Source organism: Lysobacter lycopersici (assembly GCF_007556775.1).
Taxonomy (GTDB): Bacteria; Pseudomonadota; Gammaproteobacteria; order Xanthomonadales; family Xanthomonadaceae; genus Pseudoluteimonas; species Pseudoluteimonas lycopersici.
On record NZ_CP041742.1, the window covers coordinates 191653 to 211633 of the forward strand.

At 66.9% G+C, this 19981-nt stretch carries 20 protein-coding genes and 5 tRNA genes; 13 read left to right on the plus strand and 12 right to left on the minus strand.

Annotation, left to right across the window (positions count from 1 at the left end):
* Positions 1 to 43 precede the first annotated feature (43 nt).
* Both creD and FNZ56_RS01040 read left to right on the plus strand, forming a co-directional pair.
* Positions 44 to 1345 (plus strand): cell envelope integrity protein CreD, encoded by a 1302-nt coding sequence (creD, locus tag FNZ56_RS01035; RefSeq protein WP_143878083.1) that lies wholly within the window; start codon positions 44 to 46, stop codon positions 1343 to 1345.
* Between the two features lie 359 nt (positions 1346 to 1704).
* Complete coding sequence (locus FNZ56_RS01040) at positions 1705 to 2217, plus strand: hypothetical protein (protein WP_143878084.1); 513 nt, start codon at positions 1705 to 1707, stop codon at positions 2215 to 2217.
* A 61-nt stretch (positions 2218 to 2278) separates the two neighbouring features.
* Here FNZ56_RS01040 and FNZ56_RS01045 read toward each other — a convergent pair whose 3' ends face one another.
* From FNZ56_RS01045 to FNZ56_RS01100, 12 genes are all read right to left on the minus strand, one after another.
* Entirely contained in the window at positions 2279 to 2797 is a 519-nt protein-coding gene (locus FNZ56_RS01045) for a phosphatase PAP2 family protein (RefSeq protein WP_143880219.1), read from the minus strand.
* A 10-nt stretch (positions 2798 to 2807) separates the two neighbouring features.
* Complete coding sequence (locus tag FNZ56_RS01050) at positions 2808 to 3959, minus strand: glycosyltransferase family 4 protein (RefSeq protein ID WP_143878085.1); 1152 nt, start codon at positions 3957 to 3959, stop codon at positions 2808 to 2810.
* Between the two features lie 128 nt (positions 3960 to 4087).
* Positions 4088 to 4567: a putative molybdenum carrier protein gene (locus tag FNZ56_RS01055; protein ID WP_143878086.1), complete on the minus strand. Its 480-nt coding sequence runs from the start codon at positions 4565 to 4567 to the stop codon at positions 4088 to 4090.
* A 10-nt stretch (positions 4568 to 4577) separates the two neighbouring features.
* On the minus strand, positions 4578 to 4946 hold the full coding sequence (locus FNZ56_RS01060; protein ID WP_143878087.1) for a cupin domain-containing protein: 369 nt from the start codon (positions 4944 to 4946) through the stop codon (positions 4578 to 4580).
* Entirely contained in the window at positions 4943 to 5476 is a 534-nt protein-coding gene (locus FNZ56_RS01065; protein WP_246064645.1) for a GNAT family N-acetyltransferase, read from the minus strand. The genes FNZ56_RS01060 and FNZ56_RS01065 overlap by 4 nt, the downstream gene beginning before the upstream one ends.
* Positions 5477 to 5482: 6 nt before the next feature.
* The gene (locus FNZ56_RS01070) at positions 5483 to 5746 is read right to left on the minus strand and encodes a hypothetical protein (RefSeq protein ID WP_143878089.1); all 264 of its coding nucleotides are present in this window, start codon (positions 5744 to 5746) and stop codon (positions 5483 to 5485) included.
* A 27-nt stretch (positions 5747 to 5773) separates the two neighbouring features.
* Complete coding sequence (locus FNZ56_RS01075; protein WP_143878090.1) at positions 5774 to 6166, minus strand: hypothetical protein; 393 nt, start codon at positions 6164 to 6166, stop codon at positions 5774 to 5776.
* Positions 6167 to 6306: 140 nt separating this feature from the next.
* A complete protein-coding gene (ppx, locus tag FNZ56_RS01080; RefSeq protein WP_143880220.1) occupies positions 6307 to 7815 on the minus strand; it encodes an exopolyphosphatase in 1509 nt (502 codons plus the stop codon).
* Between the two features lie 32 nt (positions 7816 to 7847).
* Positions 7848 to 9947, minus strand: a complete 2100-nt coding sequence (gene ppk1 / locus FNZ56_RS01085) for a polyphosphate kinase 1 (RefSeq protein WP_143878091.1) — start codon at positions 9945 to 9947, stop codon at positions 7848 to 7850.
* Positions 9944 to 11263, minus strand: a complete 1320-nt coding sequence (gene phoR, locus FNZ56_RS01090; RefSeq protein WP_143878092.1) for a phosphate regulon sensor histidine kinase PhoR — start codon at positions 11261 to 11263, stop codon at positions 9944 to 9946. Before phoR ends, ppk1 begins: the two co-directional genes overlap by 4 nt.
* A 112-nt stretch (positions 11264 to 11375) precedes the next feature.
* The gene (gene phoB / locus FNZ56_RS01095; protein WP_143878093.1) at positions 11376 to 12065 is read right to left on the minus strand and encodes a phosphate regulon transcriptional regulator PhoB; all 690 of its coding nucleotides are present in this window, start codon (positions 12063 to 12065) and stop codon (positions 11376 to 11378) included.
* A gap of 95 nt (positions 12066 to 12160) precedes the next feature.
* Positions 12161 to 13759 (minus strand): M48 family metalloprotease, encoded by a 1599-nt coding sequence (locus FNZ56_RS01100; protein ID WP_143878094.1) that lies wholly within the window; start codon positions 13757 to 13759, stop codon positions 12161 to 12163.
* 119 nt (positions 13760 to 13878) lie between these two features.
* Here FNZ56_RS01100 and grxC point away from each other — a divergent pair, with 119 nt between their 5' ends.
* The 11 genes from grxC to clpX all read left to right on the plus strand — a co-directional run bounded on the left by grxC (position 13879) and on the right by clpX (position 19947).
* Complete coding sequence (gene grxC, locus FNZ56_RS01105) at positions 13879 to 14151, plus strand: glutaredoxin 3 (RefSeq protein ID WP_246064646.1); 273 nt, start codon at positions 13879 to 13881, stop codon at positions 14149 to 14151.
* Positions 14148 to 14540, plus strand: coding sequence for a carboxymuconolactone decarboxylase family protein (locus FNZ56_RS01110; protein WP_143878096.1), 393 nt, complete (start codon positions 14148 to 14150; stop codon positions 14538 to 14540). The genes grxC and FNZ56_RS01110 overlap by 4 nt, the downstream gene beginning before the upstream one ends.
* A 105-nt stretch (positions 14541 to 14645) precedes the next feature.
* Entirely contained in the window at positions 14646 to 15650 is a 1005-nt protein-coding gene (locus FNZ56_RS01115) for an isocitrate dehydrogenase (protein WP_143878097.1), read from the plus strand.
* Between the two features lie 52 nt (positions 15651 to 15702).
* Positions 15703 to 15779: transfer RNA gene (locus FNZ56_RS01120), tRNA-Pro, on the plus strand.
* 36 nt (positions 15780 to 15815) lie between these two features.
* Positions 15816 to 15892 (plus strand) — tRNA-Arg (locus tag FNZ56_RS01125).
* Positions 15893 to 15929: 37 nt separating this feature from the next.
* A tRNA-His gene (locus FNZ56_RS01130) sits at positions 15930 to 16006 on the plus strand.
* Between the two features lie 30 nt (positions 16007 to 16036).
* Positions 16037 to 16112 (plus strand) — tRNA-Lys (locus FNZ56_RS01135).
* A gap of 245 nt (positions 16113 to 16357) precedes the next feature.
* A tRNA-Leu gene (locus FNZ56_RS01140) sits at positions 16358 to 16442 on the plus strand.
* A 143-nt stretch (positions 16443 to 16585) separates the two neighbouring features.
* Entirely contained in the window at positions 16586 to 17890 is a 1305-nt protein-coding gene (tig, locus tag FNZ56_RS01145; protein ID WP_143878098.1) for a trigger factor, read from the plus strand.
* Between the two features lie 25 nt (positions 17891 to 17915).
* A complete protein-coding gene (gene clpP, locus FNZ56_RS01150; protein ID WP_143878099.1) occupies positions 17916 to 18542 on the plus strand; it encodes an ATP-dependent Clp endopeptidase proteolytic subunit ClpP in 627 nt (208 codons plus the stop codon).
* Positions 18543 to 18660: 118 nt separating this feature from the next.
* Entirely contained in the window at positions 18661 to 19947 is a 1287-nt protein-coding gene (gene clpX / locus FNZ56_RS01155; protein WP_143878100.1) for an ATP-dependent Clp protease ATP-binding subunit ClpX, read from the plus strand.
* The last annotated feature ends 34 nt before the right edge of the window (positions 19948 to 19981 follow it).

The following is a 19981-nucleotide window of genomic DNA, read 5'->3' on the forward strand; positions in this document are numbered from 1 at the left end:
CCCGCGGCGCGAGCATCTCCGCACCACCACCGGAGATGCGGCCATGCGCCTTGCGCTGAAATTCGCGATCGTGTTGTTCCTGACGCTGGCGATCCTGCTGCCGCTGGCGATGATCCGCGGCACCATTTCCGAACGCCAGCAATTCCGCCAGCAGGCGGTGGAAGAGGTAACCCGCAGCTACGCCGGCGCGCAGAACATCGCCGGGCCGGTGCTGGTGGTGCCGTACGCGGAAACCGTCGAAGTCGAGGAGCGCGATGCGAATGGCGTGCTGCACAAGCAGCTACGCCAGCAGGACCGCACGTGGAAGTTTTTCCCGAAGACGCTGCAACTGCAAGGACAGGTCAAACCGTCGATCCGCAAGCTCGGCCTGCACGAAGTGCGCGTCTACGACCTGCAGTCCACGCTGGATGCGGCGTTCGACGTGCAGCTTCCCGCGGTCGATCCGGCGAAGCCGCGTACGCTGGGTACGCCATGGATCGACTTCGGCATCGGCGACGTGCGCGGCCTGGTCGGGGCACCGACGCTGCAGGTCGCGGGCCGTTCAACACAGGTGCTGCAGGGCCAGCCCGGCCACGACGGTGGCGGCGTGCACGCGATGCTGGCGGACGGAACCGGCGCCGATGGGCGCATCGCGTTCCCGCTGCGGCTGCAGTTCGCGCTGCGCGGGACCGAGGCGCTCTCGATCGTGCCGTTGGCCGACGACAACCATGTCGAACTCGATTCGCCGTGGCCGCATCCGCAATTCAACGGCGATTTCCTCCCGCGCGCGCATCGCATCGATGCCAAGGGTTTCCATGCCGAATGGGACGTGTCCTCGCTCGCCAGCAACGCGCAGGCGCAGTACCGCGCGGGAGGCGACAAGCACGCCGATGCCATCGGCCTGTCGCTGGTCGAGCCGGTGAACCTTTACTCGAAGGTCGATCGCGCGACGAAATACGGCCTGCTGTTCGTGCTGCTGACCTTCACCGGCTTCTTCATGCTGGAGACGATCAAGCAGTTGCCGATCCACCCCATCCAGTACGCGCTGGTCGGGCTCGCGCTGGCGATCTTCTTCCTGCTGCTGCTCAGCCTGTCCGAGCATATCGCCTTCGGTTGGGCCTATCTCGCCGCCGCGGTGGCTTGCGTCGGGCTGATCGGCTTCTACCTCGGTGCGGTGTTGCGCAGCCGCGTGCGCGGCTTCGGTTTCGCCGCGATGCTCGGCCTGCTGTATGCCGCGCTGTACGGCCTGCTGGTGTCGGAGGACAACGCACTGGTGCTGGGCGCGGGCCTGCTGTTCGCGATCCTCGCCGCGATCATGGTCGCCACGCGCAAGGTCGACTGGTACCAGGTGTCGGTGCGGCAATGAAGTCCGCGTGCTGTCGCGCGATCGCGTTCGTGCATCGGTTTCCGGGATCGGATCTATCTGGATTCGTGCTACGACAGGAATGCGATGCGCGTCACGGAGCGGATTCGCGAACGGCGGGTCGATCCGCAATTCGCGTGCGAAAACGGATTGCGAATCCTGTCACGGATCGGGCAACGCGCGATGGAATGTGAATTATTACCGACGTTTTTCGCATCAACGGCTTATGCGGTCTTTTTGGCGGGAAGCCGTTTTTCTTCACGAGCGATGAACATTTCCGGGCGTAGCCACGAACCTGCGGGCAGGGGCAATGGAGAGTTGTTCGTTCCCGCCCGCATCCGTCCATTCCAGGGGAGTACGCCATGTACGATTCGAAGTTGCGGTACGCCGCGCTCGCGGCTTTCGTGGCAGCCTTGTCCGTTCCCGGGTCCAGCCATGCCCTCGACCTGTTCGCGACGAACATCAGCAATGCCGCCGGCAATTGCCAGATCACCGATCCCAGCGTCGCATCCAGCACCCGGGCGAAGGCGCTTTCGCTCGACAACCTGGGTACCAACAGCGTCTGGGTCACCTGCGGATTGATGAGCGACAAGACCTCGGCCGGCATCACCTCGCTCACGATTTCCCTGCACAACCAGAATTCGGTGCCATCCACCCTCAGCTGCACCGCGGTGATCGGCAGGTCGAGCTCGCCCGCGACGTATTACCCGAAGTCGGTCGCGATCGGGCCAGGCGCCGAGAACCAGATCACGTGGACCGCGGCCGGGGATGGCGGCGGGATCCTGTTCCCGCATCCGGCTTCGGTCACCTGCATCCTGCCGCCGAACACCGGCATCACCACCGACGAGATTTCCTACGCAATCGAGTTGATCTGAATGCCCGGAAAGTGCATCGAAAGGCCCCGGCATGCCGGGGCCTTTCGTTTCCGGTTCGCGTTCAACCCAGCAACGTCGCGCCAGGCACAAGCCACAGCGACACGCCCGCCAGCGTGCTGCCGATCGCGGTCGCGGCCAGCACGTCGCTGGGATAGTGCAGGCCGAGCACCACGCGCGACGCGGCGACGCTGGCGCTGAAGGGCACCAGCAGCCACGCGAGCAATGGGTAATAGGCCAGTGCGACCAGGGTGAACGCGACCGCGTGCAGCGTGTGCCCCGACGGAAAACTGAATTCGTCCAATGGCGCGACCCAGGCACGGATGCGTCCGTCGCGCGCGAACGGCCGCGGTCGCCGCGTCCAGCGCTTCAGCGATTTGTACAGCAGCAAGGTCGCGAGCCCGGTCGCGGCGAGGTGCGCGGAGACGCGCAATCCGTGCAGGCCGTCGACCGCGACCAGCGCCAGCATCAGCGCGTACCAGAACAGTCCATCGCCGAGCCGGCTGATCGCGGCGAAGAAGCGCAGCGCGCCGCGGTGCGCGCACAAACCGTTGCTGCGCAGGCACCAGCCCGCGTCCTGCATCGCGATGCGCTCAGGCAGGGGTCGGTTGCGCATGGCGTGCGCTCCGGTCGCGGGCGATGCGCCGCAACAGTTCGTCGAAATCCGCGGACACTTGCGCCGGCCGCAGCTTCGACACCGCTTCGCGCGCCGCGATGCCCATCGCCCGGCGCAACGCGTCGTCTCCGGCGATGCGCAGGGCCGCGGCGACGAAGGCGTCGTCGTCCTCGCCGGCAATGGCTGCGCCGTGCTCGCCGTCGACCAGGTGTTCCTTCGCGGCTCCGTAATCGAACGCGACCGTGGCCACACCGCTGGCCATGGCTTCCAGCGTCACGTTGCCGAAGGTTTCCGAATGGCTGGGGAACAGGAACAGGTCGGTGCTGGCGAAATGCGCGGCGAGGTCTTCGTCGCGGCGCAGCCCGCAATACACGAAGTCCGGGTTCTCGGCGCGGATGCCGGCAAGCTCCGGTCCTTCGCCGACCCAGACGAACTTCGCATCCGGGCGCTGTTTCGCGATTTCCCGGAAGGCGCGGATCGCCAGCGGCAGGTTCTTCTCCGCAGCGATGCGACCGAGGTAGACCACGGCGAGGTCGTGTTCGCCCAGCCCCCAGCTGGAGCGCAGTTCCGTGCTGCGCCGTGCCGGCTCGAAGCGCCGCGTGTCCACCGCGCGCGGCTGGTGCACCACGTCGCTGAAGCGTTCGCCGCGCAGGAAATCCGCGAGTTCGCAGGTCGGCACCAGGGTCGCGTCGGAAGCGTTGTGGAAACGGCGCATCCAGCCCAGCGCCAGCGGTTGCAGGAAACCGACGCCGTAATCGCGGGTGTATTCGTCGAAGCGGGTGTGGAAGCCGGTGCTCACCGCGATCCCGAGCTTGCGCGCGGTGCGCAGGGCGGACCAGCCGAGCGGGCCTTCGGTGGCGATGTAGATCGCATCGGGCCGCTGTGCTTCCCAATGCCTGCGCAAGGTGCGCAGCGCGGGCAGGCCGAAGCGCATGCTCGGATAGCCGGGAATCGGCAGGCCGGGCACCAGCAATTCGTGCGCGACGCCTTTTTGCCCGCGCGATTGCCGCGGGCGGATCAGTTCGACATCGTGCCCGCGCAGCCGCAGCCCCTGTTCCTTGGCCTGCACGGTGAGCGCGACGCCGTTGATCTCCGGCGGGTAGGTCTCGGTGACGATGGCGTAGCGCATGCGCTTCTCCGCCGGCTTTTGGCAGGGGTGCACAGAAGCGTGGCCTTGCCGGATGAAACCGCGGTGTCAGTGCGATGACGCGCTGGTGACGGCGGGCCAATCGTTGGAAGAGGGCAGGTTTCCGGTCGTCAGGCGCGGTTCTTCAGCGATTCGATGAAGAACATGGCGGTTTGATGGACGAACGCGTATGTCCCCGGCGCCGAGCTTTCGCGCGGACCGGCGACGTTGAGCGTCCTGACTCCAGCGTTAGCAACGAATATCCGCAATATTTCACCTGCCTGTTTCGCAGCCACCGTCGAAGCGTCGATGAGCTTGTACGGCTTCGACAGCTTGATGCATTTCGCCAGCGTCAGTTCGGTTCCGCCGCGCGGCCGATCGAAATAGGAAATAGCGGTTCCATCGCTGTCCTCGATGTTCTTGAAGGTGCGCTGTCGGTAACCGCCGCCGACGAGCTCGACGAGCGGATACAGAGCGGCGATTTGCCCGTCTTCGGCTAGACGGCCTTCGGGGCACCAGCCACCGCATTCGATGCCGGCGGAGAGCGCTGCATCCAGTGCAGCCCGATCCGCGCCGGTTTGTCCGCCACTGATGATCCGGATGGGAGACATCGTTCCCCGATCAGACCCAGACATCGTTCGGTGCCGTGTACGCACCACCCGCGTCGCCGGTGTTCACCGTGCCGCGGGGTTCGACCAGCATCACGCAGCACTCGCGCGCCGCGACCGGACGATGCTCGACGCCCCTCGGCACCACGTACATTTCCCCGGCGGCGAGTTGTACGGACCTGTCGCGGAACTCCAGGGTCATTTCGCCCTCAACGACGATGAACACCTCGTCGGTATCCTCGTGCGCGTGCCAGACGAACTCGCCCCGGAGCTTCGCCAGCTTGAACTGGTAGTCGTTCATCTCCGCGACGACGCGCGGCGACCAGTGTTCGGAGAACTTGGCGAGCTGGTTGCGCAGGTTGATGGCGGAATCGGTCGTCATGCGCGCTCCAGGTCGCCGGGCACCAGCGAGAATACGACCGCATCGGCGGGCTCGCCACGCACCACCAGCCGGTTGCGGAATTCGCCTTCACGCGTTGCGCCGAGTTTCTGCGCCACGCGCTGGCTGGCTGCGTTGTCGGGCAGGGTGACGATCTCGATGCGCACCAGGCCGAGCTCGCCAAACCCGGTGGTTGCGACCTGCCTCGCCGCATCCGCCGCCATGCCGCGACCACGGTGCGCTTCACCGATCCAGTAGCCGAGGTTGGCGGAATGGTGCGCGCGGTTGACCTGGTTGAGGCCGACGCAGCCCAGCAGTTCGCCGTCCGCGGCGAAGATGCCGAATGCGAATTCCTCGCCGCGCGCGCGGGCCGCCGTGCAATGCGCGATGCGCGCTTCGGCATCGGACAATGCATATCCGGCATGCGCCCACGGGAACCAGTGCGACAGCGATGCGATCGATGCCTGCACCGCCGCGTGCAACGCGGGGGCGTCGCCGCTGGCGAGCGGACGGATCGTGATGGCGTTGCGCACGTGAATTTAGTGTGCGCGCCCGATCCGCTTGCGCAGGGCGAACACCACGCCGACCGGGACGAGGAAGTTGATCGCGAGGAAGGGCAGTTCCTCGGTGACGGCGTAACCGGCGGAGGACACGCCGACCCACATGTTGTACAGGCAGAACGCGAGCCAGAGGATGGCGAACGCCAGGAATGCAGTGCGCGGCGATTTGCGAGCCTTGCGCATGACCCACATGGTCAGCAGGCCGACGAGGATGCCGATGGCGATGATGATGAGGGTGCGCATGGCGAAGGCTCCAGCTTGAACGAGTCGTCAGATGCTGGCGATCTGGCCAAGCATCCCATAGGAAAAGCCCCAATAAAGCAACGGTGCGCTGATAAGCCAATAAAGTGCGACACCCAAGACGACAGAGGCTATGTTGAAACCGGGCGAGAGTTCCGGGTCAGGCTCGTATTGCCTTCGGCCGCGTTCACTCGAAACCAACAGCCAGGCGAGCCCTGCAATAAACAAGAAAGGGGATGCTGCACCCAAGGTGGATCGAACAGGGGCTAACCAATAACCGAGAGCAACGACGATCAGACAGATCTCGGAAATCAGCTCTATCGCCATGTATGGTCGCTCGGGCCGATCCTTGAATTCGCTTTTCAGCCACGCCGCAAGAAAGCCGGCGAAGAAGACGAAATATAAAGTTGCCCACCAAGGCATAGAGAGTATCCAAGGCCCGTTCCGTAGGTCGGGATCAAGCGTAGCGCACTCTCAGCGTCCTGAAGTCTGATGTGGCGCTTGCCCCTCATCCGGCCTGTCGGCCACCTTCTCCCCGCGCGCGGGGAGAAGGAAAAGGCCGATCAATCCGCCCGAATCTCCAGCGCAATTCCGAGCCCGGCCATGTCCGCCGGTTCGCCGCCGAGATCCGCGCGCAGCAGCGGGCGCTGGTCCAGCCAGCGCGCGGGCAGGGTGAGCGACAACTGGTCGCGTTTCGCGCTGGCACGCAGTTCCGGAAGTTCCGCCGCTTCGTGCGAACGGTGCAGCAGCACAGCGAGACGCAGCAGCGCGGCGATGCGCTTGGTGTCGGCGAGGAGTCGATCCGGGATCGCGTCGAAGGCCTTGTTCGGCACCTTGCGCCGGTGGCTTCGCACCAGCGCCGCCAGCACCTGCTGCTCCTGTTGCGAGAAGCCGGCGATATCGGAGTTCTGCAGCACGTAGGCGCCGTGTAGCTGGTACTGGCTGTGCGCGATGGCGAGGCCGAGTTCGTGCAGGCGCGCGGCCCAGGCCAGCATGCGGCGCGCGTCCGCATCGAGCTTCCAGTCGCCGGCGACGCGGTCGAACAGCATGAGCGCCGTGGCTTCCACCCGAGCGGCGTGCGCCTCGTCGATGCCGTAGCGCTGCATCAGCGCCGCGACCGAAGCCTCGCGCGGATCGTCGGCGCCGCCGCGGCCGAGCATGTCGTACAGCGTGCCCTCGCGCAGCGCGGCCTTGCTCACCGCCATGCGCGCGAGCCCGAGCGCGGAGAACGCCGCCTCGACGATCAGCAAGCCGCCGGCGATGATGGGGCGGCGATCATCGGAGAGGCCGGGCAGGTCGATGGCTTCGATGCGCTCGGCGCGCAGCAGGCGTTCGCGCACCTGCGGCAACGCCTCGGCGGTGATCGAGCCTTTCGTCAGCTTCATCGCCACGCAGACCTCGGCGACCTGCTTGAGCGTGCCGGAGGAACCCAGCGCCTCGTCCCAGCCGACGTTGCGGTAGGCGCTGGCGAACTGCTGGAACTCGACGCCGACTTCCACCAGCGCTTCCTTCCAGCGCTTGCGCGAGAGCTTGCCGTCGCCGAAGAAGCGGCGCGTGCTGGCGACGCAACCGACCTGCAGGCTTTCGCGTTCGATCGCATCGAAGCCGCTGCCGATGATGCATTCGGTGGAACCGCCGCCGACGTCCATCACCAGCCGGCGTTGCCCCGGTTTCGGCGGTTGCGCATGCGCGACGCCGAGGTAGACCAGGCGCGCTTCCTCGCGGCCGGACACCACTTCGATCGCGTGCCCGAGCGCGGTTTCCGCCGGCACCAGGAAGGCCTGCGGCCGCGCCAGCGCGCGAACGGTGTTGGTCGCCAGCGCGCGCACGCGCTGCGGCGGGATGTCGTGGATGCGCTGGCCGAAGCGCGCGAGGCAGTCCAGTGCGCGTTGCTGCACCTGCGGCGCCAGCCCGCCGCGCTCGTCGAGGCCTTCCGCGAGGCGCACCATCTCGCGCAGGCGGTCGACCACGCGCAACTGCCCGAGCACGTAGCGCGCGACCACCATGTGGAAGCTGTTGGAACCGATGTCGACGGCGGCGAGCAGGTCGCCGTCCTGCAGCGCGGGCTGCATGGTGCTGCTGTGGGACCGGCGCGCGGCGTCGTTCATGCGGACAGTTTCGCAAGCAACGCCGCCTGCGCGGAATGCGCCGCCTCTCCGGGGCCGGGCGAACGCCGCAGGTATTCGCCATCCGCCTGCAGTTCCCAGGCCTCGATGTTGTCGGCGAGGTAGTTGTCCAGCGTCTCCGACTTCACCCGTTCCGCGAGCGCCGGGTCGAGGATCGGGAAGCAAGCCTCGATCCGGTGCAGCAGGTTGCGTTCCAGCCAGTCGGCGCTGGCGCAGAACAGTTCCGGTTCGTCGCCGTTGGCGAACCAGTACACGCGGCTATGCTCGAGGAAACGACCGACGATCGAACGTACGCGGATGTTGTCGGAGACGCCCGGCACGCCGGGCCGCAGGCAGCAGGCGCCGCGCACGATGAGATCGATCTCGACGCCGGCCTGCGAAGCGCGGTACAGCGCGCGCACCACTTCCGGTTCGCTGAGCGCGTTCATCTTGGCGACGATGCGCGCGGCGCGGCCGGCGCGTGCGTGCCCGGCTTCGCGTTCGATCCGCGCCAGCACGCCGGCGTGCAGCGTGAACGGCGATTGCAGCAGGCGCTTGAGCCGGATTTCCGGCGCGAGTCCGGACAGTTGCTGGAAGATCTGGTGCACGTCATCGCCGATGTCCGGATCGGCGGTGACCAGGCCGATGTCGGTGTAGGCGCGCGCGGTGCCGGCGTGGTAGTTGCCGGTGCCCAGGTGCGCGTAGCGACGCAGCTTGCGCCCTTCGCGGCGCACGATGAGCAGCATCTTGGCGTGGGTCTTGTAGCCGACCACGCCGTACACCACCTGCACGCCGGCCTGCTGCAGGCGGTCGGCGAAGGCGAGGTTGGCCTCCTCGTCGAAGCGCGCGCGCAGTTCGATCACCGCGGTCACGTCCTTGCCGTTGCGCGCGGCCTGCACCAGGTGCTCGACGATGGCCGAATCCTTCGCGGTGCGGTACAGCGTCTGCTTGATCGCCAATACGTTCGGGTCGTCGGCGGCCTGCTTCAACAGTTCCAGGACCGGGCCGAAGCCGTCGAACGGGTGGTGCAGCAGCACGTCGCCCTCGGCCACGCGCTCGAACAGGCTGTCGACGCTGCGCATCTGCCGCGGGATGAACGGCGGGAACTTCAGTTCCGGGCGCTGCACCAGGTCGTACACCTGGATCACCCGGTTGAGGTTCACCGGGCCGTCGATGCGGTACAGCGCGTGCGAGGGCAGTTCGAAATTGCGCAGCAGGGTGTCGACGATGGGCTGCGGGCAGTCGCGGTCGATCTCCAGCCGCATCGCGCGCAGGTAGCCGCGGCCGACGAGTTCGTCGCGCAGGGCGAGGGCGAGGTTCTCGACTTCCTCCTCGTCCACGATCAGTTCGGAATTGCGCGTCACGCGGAACTGGTAGGCGCCGGTGACGCGCATGCCGGGGAACAGCTCGCCGACGAATTGCGAGAGCGCGGTGGACAGGAACACGAAATCGTGGAAAGCGTCGCCATCGCCATCACGATCGGGCAGGCGGATGATGCGCGGCAGCGAACGCGGCGCGCGCACCACGGCGAGGTGGCCTTCGCGCCCGAACGCGTCGCGGCCCTCGACCGTCACCACGATGTTCAGCGACTTGTTGAGGATGCGCGGGAACGGATGCGCGGGATCCAGCCCCAGCGGCGACAGCACCGGCATGATTTCGTCGCGGAAATACGTGCGCAGCCATTCGCGCTGTTCCGCGTTCCATTCGTTCGGCTGCAGCAGGCGGATGCCGCGTTCGGCCAGTTGCGGCCGCAGTTCCTCGTTCCAGCAGCGGTATTGCGCGTCGACCAGTTCCGCGGCGCGTTCGTGGATGCGGCGCAGGATCGTCGCCGGCGCCTGCCCGTCGGCGCGCGCGGCCATGCCGAAGTCCTGCGCGTGGCGCACGGTCGCGGCGCGGATCTCGAAGAATTCGTCGAGGTTGGTGCAGCTGATGCACAGGTAGCGCAGTCGCTCGAGCAGCGGCACGTTCGCGTCCTGCGCCTGCGCGAGCACGCGGAAGTTGAAGTCGAGCTGCGAGAGTTCGCGGTTGAAGTACAGCGCGCTGTCGTTCAGCGTGATGTCCTGCAGCGCGGGTTCGACGGGATCGCCGGCGTGGTTCATGCGGATGCGGCCTCGGCGCGCCGCAGCACCCGTTCGGGCCCGAACACGCAGGTGAAGGTGCTGCCCGCGCCGACTTCGCTCTCGATGGCGAGGCGCGCCTGGTGCAGGCTCAGCACGTGCTTGACGATGGATAGCCCGAGCCCGGTGCCGCCGAGTTCGCGCGAACGGCTGGTGGACACGCGGTAGAAACGTTCCGTGATGCGCGGCAGGTGCGACGCGGGGATGCCGTAGCCGGTATCGCGCACCGACAGCGCCGCGCCACCGTCCGGCGTGGGCGCGTAGCGGATCGCGATGTCGCCGCCGGCGGGCGTGTAGCGCACCGCGTTGCTGACGAGGTTGGAGAAGGCGCTGTGCAGTTCTCGGGTGGAACCGCGCAGGTCGGCGTCCAGCGCGGATTCGACGGTCACGTGGTGCCGGCCCTGGCTCAGTGCCTCGGCTTCGCGTTTCAGCGTCGCCAGCATCGGCGCCATCGAGACTTGGTCGTCGGCGATCTCGTCCTGCGCTTCCAGCCGCGACAAGGTGAGCAGGTCTTCCACCAACTGGGTCATGCGTTGCGACTGCCGGCGCATTTCGTCCAGCAACGGCGCCCATTCGGGCTTGTCCTCGGGTTCGAGCAGGTCGAGGTAGCCGTGCACGACGGTCAGCGGCGTGCGCAGTTCGTGCGAGACGTTGGCGACGAAATCGCGGCGCACTTCCTCCAGCCGCATCAGCTTGGTCACGTCGCGCGCGACCAGCAGCCACAGTTCCTCGGAATAGGGGATGAGGCGCAGGTTGAGGCGGATCGCCGGATCGGTCGGCGAAACCGCGTCGATCATCGGTTCGGCATTGCGCCCGGCGGCGAGCCAGCGCGCTACCGGCAGCGGTTGCAGGCAATCGCCGAGCGCGCGGTCGATGTCGCGCGGGTGGTGCAGGCCGAGCAGCGGCGTCGCCGCTTCGTTGAACCAGACCACGCGCTGGCTGTCGCGGTCGACGATGACCACGGCGTCGGGCAACGCGGCGGCGGCGGCGCGGTAGGCGCGCAGCATGTCGAGCAGCCGGCGCTTGCGCGAACGCATGTCCTGCTGGCCGCGATGGAGCAGGCGGTCGAGTTCGTTCCACACGCCGTCGCCGGAAGGCGGGCCGATGCGCTGGCGCGCGGTCAGGCGCAACAGCACGCCGCGCAGCTTCCAGTAATGCCAGGCGACCACGCCGAGCGCGGCGAGGGTGAGCGCCGGCCATGGCTTGCCGATCAACAGGCCGATGGCGAGGCCGATCGCGAGCACCAAGGCGAGCAGCCCAAGGGTGCGGAACCAGGCGTTGCGGGCTTGGGGCGGCATGCGGGGAGTTTAAGTGCGCGGTTGGTGGTTGGTCGTTGATAGTTGGAAAAAGCTGCGATCAGGTGACCGTTCGCGCCCGGCCAACCACCAACGACCAACTACGAACCGGCGTTCAGAGCGCGGCCGAGAAGCGGTAACCGCTGCCGCGCACGGTCTGCACCATGCCGTCCAGCCGCGCCGGTTCCAGGGTCTTGCGCAGGCGGCGGATGTGCACGTCCACGGTGCGTTCCTCCACGTACACGTTGCCGCCCCAGACGTGGTCGAGCAGTTGCGTGCGCGTGTACACGCGTTCGGGATGGGTCATGAAGAAGTGCAGCAGGCGGTATTCGGTCGGGCCGATCTGCACCGGCGCCTCGCCGGCGAAGACGCGGTGCGCGGCGCCGTCGATGCGCAGCGGGCCGGCGCTGACGTTGCCGTCCTCGTCGTCTTCGCGCGAACGGCGCAGCACGGCGCGGATGCGCGCCAGCAGTTCGCGCGCCGAGAACGGCTTCACCACGTAGTCGTCTACCCCGGCCTCGAGCCCGCCGACGCGGTCGTTCTCCTCGCCACGCGCGGTGAGCATGATGATCGGGATCTCGCGGGTGAGCTGTTCCTTGCGCCAGCGCCGCGCGAGTTCGAGGCCGCTGGTGCCGGGCAGCATCCAGTCGAGCAGGATCAGGTCCGGGACGCGTTCGGCGATGGCGGCCTGGGCCTCGCGGGCATCGCCGGCGTGCACCGGCATGTATTCGCCCTTGCGCAGGGCGAACGCGACCATGTCGCGGATCGCGGGCTCGTCGTCGACGATCAGGATGTTCTTCTGCATGTCGGTTTTGCCGGGCGTTCCTGCCGGGCTGGCCGGGAGACGGGGCGATTAGACGACGTTTTCGTGACGATCGCATGACACCGTCACGTGGGCGCTCACTGCCGGTGCAAATCCTCGTCGCGGATGCCCTGGCGTTGCAGTTCCAGCACCACCGGGGTGATGGCCGCGATGCGGGCGTCGATCCGGGCCCGCGCGTAGTAGTCGAGGTCCGGGCGCTTCTTCAGGTTGTTGAGCTGCACCAGGGCCTGTTCCGGGCGGCCATTGAGGTAGGCCGCTTCGGCATAGGCTTCGCCGGCGCGGACCGCGTCGCCGGCCATGTCGCTGGCGCGGGCGAATTCGGCCTGCAGGCCGGGATCGTCGGCATTCGCGTTCAACAGCGGGCGCAGGACTTCCTGCGCGCGGCGGCCGGCGGCCGGGGTGCCGCGTTCGTTCAGCACCGACGCGTAGGTGCGGGCCACGGCGAGGTTGTTGGGCAGGCGCGCGACCAGCGCGTCGAAGCGCGCATCCGCGGCGGCGCGGTCGTTGCCGTGGGCCCCGGCCTGGGCGATGCCCAGTTCCAGCCACAGGTTGTCGGGATGCCTGGCCAGCAGTTGCGACAGGTCGTCCATCGCGGCCGGACCCTTGCCTGCGCGGATCTGCGCCACCGCCAGCCCGTACTGCTGCGCATCGCCGAGTTTGCCGGCGCGGCCCATCTGTTCGTATTCGCGGATCGCCTGCGTCGGGGTGTCGGCCGACAGTGCGCGCAGGCGTTCCTGTGCCCATGGGAACAGCCCGTCGTCGCCGCCGCCACTGGCCCGGATGGAGAAGTTGCCCGGCAGCAGCGGGTTGTCGCTGTTGCCCATCGTCGAGGTGACAGACCCGATGCCCGAAGCGCGCAATTGGTCCGCGCGCTGGATCGCCTCGCTGATGCGGCTGGTCGTCACCGGGTGGGTGAGCAGGTAGTCCGGCGTACGCTCGCGTTCGCCGCCCTGGTTGCTGCGGCTGAGCGCGAGCATGCGCTGGAACATCTTCGCCATGTCGTCGGGATCGAAGCCGGCGCGATAAAGGGTGCGGATCCCGAGCCTGTCGGCCTCGGCTTCGCCCGAGCGCGTGTAGTTGATCTGGCGCTGGATCATCAATCCCTGCGCCGAGACCAGCGCGGCCATCGCGCCGTTGCTGGCGGAATCGCTGTTGCTGCCCTGCGCGACCGCGATCGCCCCGAGCATCGCCAGCAGGATCGGCAAACTGTCCTTCTTCGCCGCTTCCACCGAACGCAGCACGTGCTGCTGGGTGACGTGGGCGAACTCGTGGCCGAGCACCGAAGCCAGTTCGCCCTCGTCCTCGGCGGCGAGGATGAGGCCGGCGTTGACCGCGACGTAGCCGCCGAGCGTGGCGAAGGCGTTGATCTCGCGGTCCTTGAGCAGGAACACGGTGAACCGCTGGTCGGGCTTGTCGCTGGCCGCGCCCATGCGGTTGCCGAGCGCCTGCAGCCAGTCGTTGAGCAACGGGTCGTCCAGCGTGTAGTTCATGTTGCGCAGCTGGGCGAGCGTCATCTCGCCGTATTCCTGCTGCTGGGCCGGGGTCAGCAGTTCGCTGGCCGAGGAACCGATGTCCGGCAGCGACTGCGATTGCGCATCGGCGCCGGGCGCGAGCGCCAGGACGAGGCTGGCGGCGAGGAGGACGGCCGGGAGCCGTCGCGATGCGAGTGCGGTCATGCTGGCAGGATGCTGCGTTCGGATGGCGTCGATGTGAATGGGGGTTGAGCGGGTGGAAAATAGCCTCCCCGGCCCGCATATTCGACTGCAACCCGCCGTACTTGTTCCCGGAGACTGCCTTGAGCGACGCCCCCGCCATCACGATCTACACCACCGCGATCTGCCCGTACTGCGTCGCCGCGAAGAATTTCCTGAAGAGCAAGGGCAGGGACTGGACCGAAGTACGCGTCGACACCGACCCGGCCGAGCGCGAGAAGATGATCGCGCGCACCCGCCGCACCAGCGTGCCGCAGATCTTCATCGGCGACACCCACGTCGGCGGCTACGACGACATGATGGCGCTGCATCGCGCCGGCAAGCTCGAAGCCCTGCTCGAAGGCGCCGGCGCATGAGCGACGCGAACGAGAAGGATCGCGTTTCGGAGTTCACCGAATTCCGCAAGCGCATGAACGAACGCATCCTCGCCGAACCCAACCAGGTGGTGCGGCGCTTCTTCGCGCTCGACACGCAGACCTATGCGGCCGGCGCGCTGGACGTGAAGACCAAGGAACTGTGCGGGCTGGTCGCGTCGATGGTGCTGCGTTGCGACGATTGCATCAGCTACCACGTCGCCCAGTGCCGCGACGCCGGCGTGAGCCGCGACGAGATGTTCGAAGCGTTCTCCGTCGGGCTCGTCGTCGGCGGCAGCATCGTGATCCCGCACCTGCGTCGCGCCGTCGACTTCCTCGACAAGCTCGAGCAGGGCGGGGCGGGAACGCCCGCCGCGCACGACCACGGCTGAGCCTCGAAGGGCGGTCTGGCGTCGCGTCTGGCATAATTCGCGCCCCATTCCCCCTTGGAAACGCGGGTTTTCCGCGGTTTCCACCCTGTCTGGAACTTTCGAAGAATGACGACGATCACGGTTCTCCGCGGCGACGGCATCGGCCCCGAGATCATGGATGCCACCCTGCACGTGCTCGATGCGATGCAGTTGGGCCTGCAGTACGAATTCGCCGGCGCCGGCATGGTCGCGCTGGAAAAGCATGGCGAACTGCTGCCGCAGGCGACGCTCGATTCCATCGCCCGCAACAAGATCGCGCTGAAGAGCCCGCTGACCACGCCGGTCGGCGAAGGTTTTTCCTCGATCAACGTCGAATTGCGCAAGCGTTTCGACCTGTACGCCAACGTGCGCCCGGCGAAATCGTTCCCGAACACCAAGTCGCGTTTCCCGGCGGGCGTGGACCTGGTCACGGTGCGCGAGAACACCGAAGGCGCCTACATCGGCGAAGGCCAGCAGGTCAGCGACGACGGTGCCACCGCGACGCTCACGCAGAAGGTGACGCGCAAGGGTTCCGAGCGCATCGTGCGCTACGCCTTCGACCTCGCGCGCAACACCGGGCGCAAGAAAGTCACGGTGGTGCACAAGGCCAACATCCTGAAGTCGACTTCGGGCCTGTTCCTCAAGGTCGCGCGCGAAGTGGCGGCGCAGTATCCCGAGATCCAGTGCAACGAACTGATCGTCGACAACTGCTGCATGCAGCTGGTGATGAAGCCCGAGCAGTTCGACGTGATCGTCACCACCAACCTGTTCGGCGACATCATTTCCGACCTGTGCGCCGGACTGGTCGGCGGCCTGGGCCTCGCGCCGGGCGCCAACATCGGCGAGCACGCGGCGATCTTCGAGGCGGTGCATGGTTCGGCGCCCGACATCGCCGGCAAGGGCATCGCCAATCCCTGCGCATTGCTGCTCGCGGCCGGGCAGATGCTCGATCACCTCGGCCAGCCGGAACAGGCCGCGCGCCTGCGCAGCGCCATCGTCGCCACGCTGGAAGCGAAGGATGCGCTGACCCCGGACCTGGGTGGCGAGGGCAACACGCTGTCGTTCGCCAAGGCCATCGCCAGCCGGCTCTGAACCGCGCGGTTTGACGCTCGGGGCCGCGTTCCGGACAATGCGCGCCCGACCTCGGGGTGTAGCTCAGCCTGGTAGAGCGCCTGCTTTGGGAGCAGGAAGTCGCAGGTTCGAATCCTGTCTCCCCGACCAGGTTGCGGCGGTGGAACGATGCGACAATCCGGACGGGCGCCCGTAGCTCAACCGGATAGAGCACCGGCCTTCTAAGCCGGTGGTTGTGGGTTCGAGTCCCGCCGGGCGCGCCATGCGTCGGCAGGTTTTCCATACAAAGAAGTTCCAGTGGTGGCTGTAGCTCAGTTGGTTAGAGTCCTGGATTGTGATTCCAGTTGTCGGGGGTTCGAGTCCCCTCAGCCACCCCAATTTTCGTGTTTGCTATACTTCCCGCCTCGGGGCCGTTAGCTCAGTTGGTAGAGCAGTTGACTCTTAATCAATAGGTCCAAGGTTCGAATCCTTGACGGCCCACCAATCCCGAAACGCCCGGCACTGCCGGGCGTTTTCTTTTCCGCCGCCGCCAAGTCTTCGAACCTGCGGTTCGCCCGCTGCGCGGGCCCGGCCACGCGCTGGACGCGTGGCGTTCGCGCGGACGCGAACCGATGGTTCGCGATCCGTCCGCGCTCACCCTTGACGGCCCACCAATCCCGAAACGCCCGGCCTTGCCGGGCGTTTTCTTTTGCGATCCGCGATCCCGCCGCCAGCTAGAATGCCCCGGCGCGAAAGTGGCGGAATTGGTAGACGCACTGGATTTAGGTTCCAGCGGGTAACCCCGTCCGGGTTCGAGTCCCGGCTTTCGCACCAGATTCCCATCGCGAAAGCTGGCGGCGGGGCACCAATTCGGGGAAAATCCCCGGTTCCCCGCACCTAGCGCGGATCCCAGCCGGCGCCCGCGCCAAGAACCATCGGAACCCGCAGCCGACACCGCGGGCAGGAGCATTACCAGCATGCAGACTTCGGTCGAAACCATCGGAAACCTCGAACGCCGCATCACCTTCCAGCTTCCCGCCGGGCAGCTCGAGGGCGAAGTCGGCGGCCGCCTGCGCGAGATCGCGCGCACCGCGCGGATCAAGGGCTTCCGCCCGGGCAAGGTGCCCGCCAAGGTCATCGAACAGCGCTACGGGCCGCAGGTGCGCGCCGAAGTGCTCGACGGCCTGCTGCGGGAAGGTTTCGACCAGGCCGTGCGCGGCAACGACCTGCGCATCGCCGGCAGCCCGTCGATCGCGCCGGGCGAGGCGAAGGACGGCGAACTTGCTTACGTGGCGACGTTCGAGGTGGTGCCCGAGTTCGGCGACATCGACGTGGCCACGCTCGACGTGGTCCGCCACACCGCCGAGGTCAGCGAGGAAGACATCGACCGCATGGTCGAGAACCTGCGCCTGCAGCGCCGCAGCTGGAGCGTGGTGGAACGCGAGGCCCGCGAGGGCGACGCGGTCGAGGCGCAGACCTGGTCGCTGGTCGATGGCGAGCGCCTGCCGCCCGAAGGTTCCGAGCGGATGCTGACCGTGATCGGCTCGGGATCGGTGTTGCCGCAACTCGAACAGGCCCTTTCCGACATGCGTGCCGGCGAGGAAAAGACCGTCGAGGTCGCGTTTCCCGCCGACTGGCGCGTGATGCAGCTGGCCGGCAAGACCACGCAGGCGCACCTCACGGTCGAACGCGTGTCCGAGCCCGCGCTGCCCGAGGTCGATGCCGCGTTCATCCGCAGCTTCGGGGTCAAGGGCGGCGAGATGGAGCAGTTCCGCGCCGACATCCGCAGCAACCTCGAGCGCGAGCTCAAGGGCGCGCTGATGGGCCGCCTGCGCCGCGAGGTCAGCGAAAAGCTGGCTTCGGCCTATGAGCATGTCGAGATGCCGCCGCGCCTGGTCGAGAACGAAGCGCGCATGCTGGCCCAGCAGGCCGCCGAGCAGGTTCGCCGCCAAGGCGGCAATCCGCAGTTGCCGGAAAACGCGCACGAAGCCTTCCTCGACGGCGCGCGCAAGCGCGTGCTGGTCGGGCTGCTGGTCGGCGAAGTCGCCCGGCGCAACCAACTGCGCCTGGATCCGGCCCGGGTGAACGAGACCCTGCGCCTGATCGCCTCGACCTACGAGGAACCGCAGCAGGTCATTGAGATGTACCGCGACGATCCCCAGCTCATGTCCAGCCTGCAGTCGCGGGTGATGGAAGAGCAGGTGATCGACTGGATCGCCGAGCGCGCCCGCCACCGCGACGAGCCCTTGTCCTTCCAGGAGGCGATCTCGCCGTCGGCGTGACGCCCCGTCCAACCCGAGGAACGCCATGAGCCACGAGACCAAAGCCCTGAACCTGGTGCCGATGGTGGTCGAACAGACCAGCCGCGGCGAGCGCGCCTACGACATCTATTCGCGGCTGCTCAAGGAGCGGGTGATCTTCCTCGTCGGCGGCATCGACGATGCCGTCGCCAACGTGATCGTGGCGCAGCTGCTGTTCCTCGAGGCCGAGAACCCCGAGAAGGACATCAGCCTGTACATCAACTCGCCGGGTGGCATCGTCACCTCGGGCATGGCGATCTACGACACCATGCAGTTCATCAAGCCGGACGTGTCGACCATCTGCGTCGGCCAGGCCGCCTCGATGGGCGCGGTGCTGCTCGCCGCCGGCGCCAAGGGCAAGCGTTACGCGTTGCCCAATTCGCGGGTGATGATCCACCAGCCGCTGGGCGGCGCGCAGGGCCAGGCCGCCGACATCGACATCCAGGCGCGCGAGATACTGTCCATGCGCCAGCGCCTGAACGAGATCCTGTCCAAGCACACCGGCCAACCGATCGACACCATCGCCCGCGACACCGACCGCGACAACTTCAAGTCGGCGGAAGCGGCACAGGCCTACGGCCTGATCGACCAGGTGCTGGAGAGGCGCCCGGACGAGACCATCCAGCCCGGCTGATAGTTGCGCAACTGGCTGATTTGAAACTGTTTTTTTTATTGAAACCGGGGCCGGAGTCGATCTGGCCCCTTGTGCTATTCTCGGGCCGAAACCGGCTCCAAGCATCGGGTAATTCGGAATGAGCGACGACCGTCAGGGGCGTTCGGGCGAAAGCAGCAAGATCCTCTACTGCTCCTTCTGCGGTAAGAGCCAGCACGAGGTGCGCAAGCTCATCGCCGGCCCCAGCGTGTTCATCTGCGACGAATGCGTCGAACTGTGCAACGACATCATCCGCGAGGAACTCGAGGAGAAGTCGCAGTCGGCGCGCAGCGCGCTGCCCAAGCCGCGCGAGATCCTCGACGTCCTCGACCAGTACGTGATCGGCCAGTCGCGCGCCAAGAAGACGCTCGCGGTCGCGGTCTACAACCACTACAAGCGCATCGAGAGCCGGCAGAAGTCGGACGAGGTCGAACTCGCCAAGTCCAACATCCTGCTGGTCGGTCCGACCGGTTCGGGCAAGACCCTGCTCGCGGAAACGCTGGCGCGGCTGTTGAACGTGCCGTTCACCATGGCCGACGCCACCACGCTCACCGAGGCCGGCTACGTCGGCGAGGACGTGGAGAACATCATCCAGAAGCTGCTGCAGAAGTGCGACTACGACGTCGACAAGGCGCAGCAGGGCATCGTCTACATCGACGAGATCGACAAGATCTCGCGCAAGAGCGAAAACCCGTCGATCACCCGCGACGTGTCCGGCGAAGGCGTGCAGCAGGCGCTGTTGAAGCTGATCGAAGGCACGGTTGCATCGGTTCCGCCGCAGGGCGGGCGCAAGCATCCGCAGCAGGAATTCCTGCAGGTCGACACGCGCAACATCCTGTTCATCGTCGGCGGCGCGTTCGCGGGCCTTGAGAAGATCATCCAGCAGCGTTCGACCGAAGCTGGCGGAATCGGTTTTTCGGCGAAGGTGAAGTCGAGCGAGCGCAAGGCCGAGGTCGGCAAGGTGCTGGCCGATGTCGAGCCCGAGGACCTGATCAAGTTCGGCCTCATCCCCGAGTTCGTCGGACGCCTGCCGGTGGTCGCCACGCTCGAGGAACTGGACGAGCCGGCGTTGGTGAAGATCCTCACCGAACCGAAGAACGCCATCACCAAGCAGTTCCGCAAGCTGTTCGAGATGGAGGGCGTGGAGCTCGAATTCCGCCCCGACGCATTGACCGCGATCGCGCGCAAGGCGCTGAAGCGCAAGACCGGCGCGCGCGGCCTGCGCACCATCGTCGAATCGGTGCTGCTGGACACGATGTACGACCTGCCTTCGCTGGAAAACGTGAAGAAGGTCGTGGTCGACGAATCGGTGGTCGAACACAAGTCCGAGCCCTACCTGATCTACGAAACCCCGCCGGCCGCGCCGAGGGTCGCGGCGGCCGAATAACGGCCGCCATCGGGCGGTGGCGCGGCGCTTGCAA

Excerpts from the sequence above, each read along its gene's own strand:
- creD (WP_143878083.1), top strand. The coding sequence starts at position 44 with ATGCGCCTTGCGCTGAAATTCGCGATCGTGTTGTTCCTGACGCTGGCG.
- FNZ56_RS01040 (WP_143878084.1), top strand. The coding sequence starts at position 1,705 with ATGTACGATTCGAAGTTGCGGTACGCCGCGCTCGCGGCTTTCGTGGCA.
- FNZ56_RS01045 (WP_143880219.1), bottom strand. The coding sequence starts at position 2,797 with ATGCAGGACGCGGGCTGGTGCCTGCGCAGCAACGGTTTGTGCGCGCAC.
- FNZ56_RS01050 (WP_143878085.1), bottom strand. The coding sequence starts at position 3,959 with ATGCGCTACGCCATCGTCACCGAGACCTACCCGCCGGAGATCAACGGC.
- FNZ56_RS01055 (WP_143878086.1), bottom strand. The coding sequence starts at position 4,567 with ATGTCTCCCATCCGGATCATCAGTGGCGGACAAACCGGCGCGGATCGG.
- FNZ56_RS01060 (WP_143878087.1), bottom strand. The coding sequence starts at position 4,946 with ATGACGACCGATTCCGCCATCAACCTGCGCAACCAGCTCGCCAAGTTC.
- FNZ56_RS01070 (WP_143878089.1), bottom strand. The coding sequence starts at position 5,746 with ATGCGCACCCTCATCATCATCGCCATCGGCATCCTCGTCGGCCTGCTG.
- FNZ56_RS01075 (WP_143878090.1), bottom strand. The coding sequence starts at position 6,166 with ATGCCTTGGTGGGCAACTTTATATTTCGTCTTCTTCGCCGGCTTTCTT.
- ppx (WP_143880220.1), bottom strand. The coding sequence starts at position 7,815 with ATGCAGCCCGCGCTGCAGGACGGCGACCTGCTCGCCGCCGTCGACATC.
- ppk1 (WP_143878091.1), bottom strand. The coding sequence starts at position 9,947 with ATGAACCACGCCGGCGATCCCGTCGAACCCGCGCTGCAGGACATCACG.
- phoR (WP_143878092.1), bottom strand. The coding sequence starts at position 11,263 with ATGCCGCCCCAAGCCCGCAACGCCTGGTTCCGCACCCTTGGGCTGCTC.
- phoB (WP_143878093.1), bottom strand. The coding sequence starts at position 12,065 with ATGCAGAAGAACATCCTGATCGTCGACGACGAGCCCGCGATCCGCGAC.
- FNZ56_RS01100 (WP_143878094.1), bottom strand. The coding sequence starts at position 13,759 with ATGACCGCACTCGCATCGCGACGGCTCCCGGCCGTCCTCCTCGCCGCC.
- FNZ56_RS01110 (WP_143878096.1), top strand. The coding sequence starts at position 14,148 with ATGAGCGACGCGAACGAGAAGGATCGCGTTTCGGAGTTCACCGAATTC.
- FNZ56_RS01115 (WP_143878097.1), top strand. The coding sequence starts at position 14,646 with ATGACGACGATCACGGTTCTCCGCGGCGACGGCATCGGCCCCGAGATC.
- tig (WP_143878098.1), top strand. The coding sequence starts at position 16,586 with ATGCAGACTTCGGTCGAAACCATCGGAAACCTCGAACGCCGCATCACC.
- clpP (WP_143878099.1), top strand. The coding sequence starts at position 17,916 with ATGAGCCACGAGACCAAAGCCCTGAACCTGGTGCCGATGGTGGTCGAA.
- clpX (WP_143878100.1), top strand. The coding sequence starts at position 18,661 with ATGAGCGACGACCGTCAGGGGCGTTCGGGCGAAAGCAGCAAGATCCTC.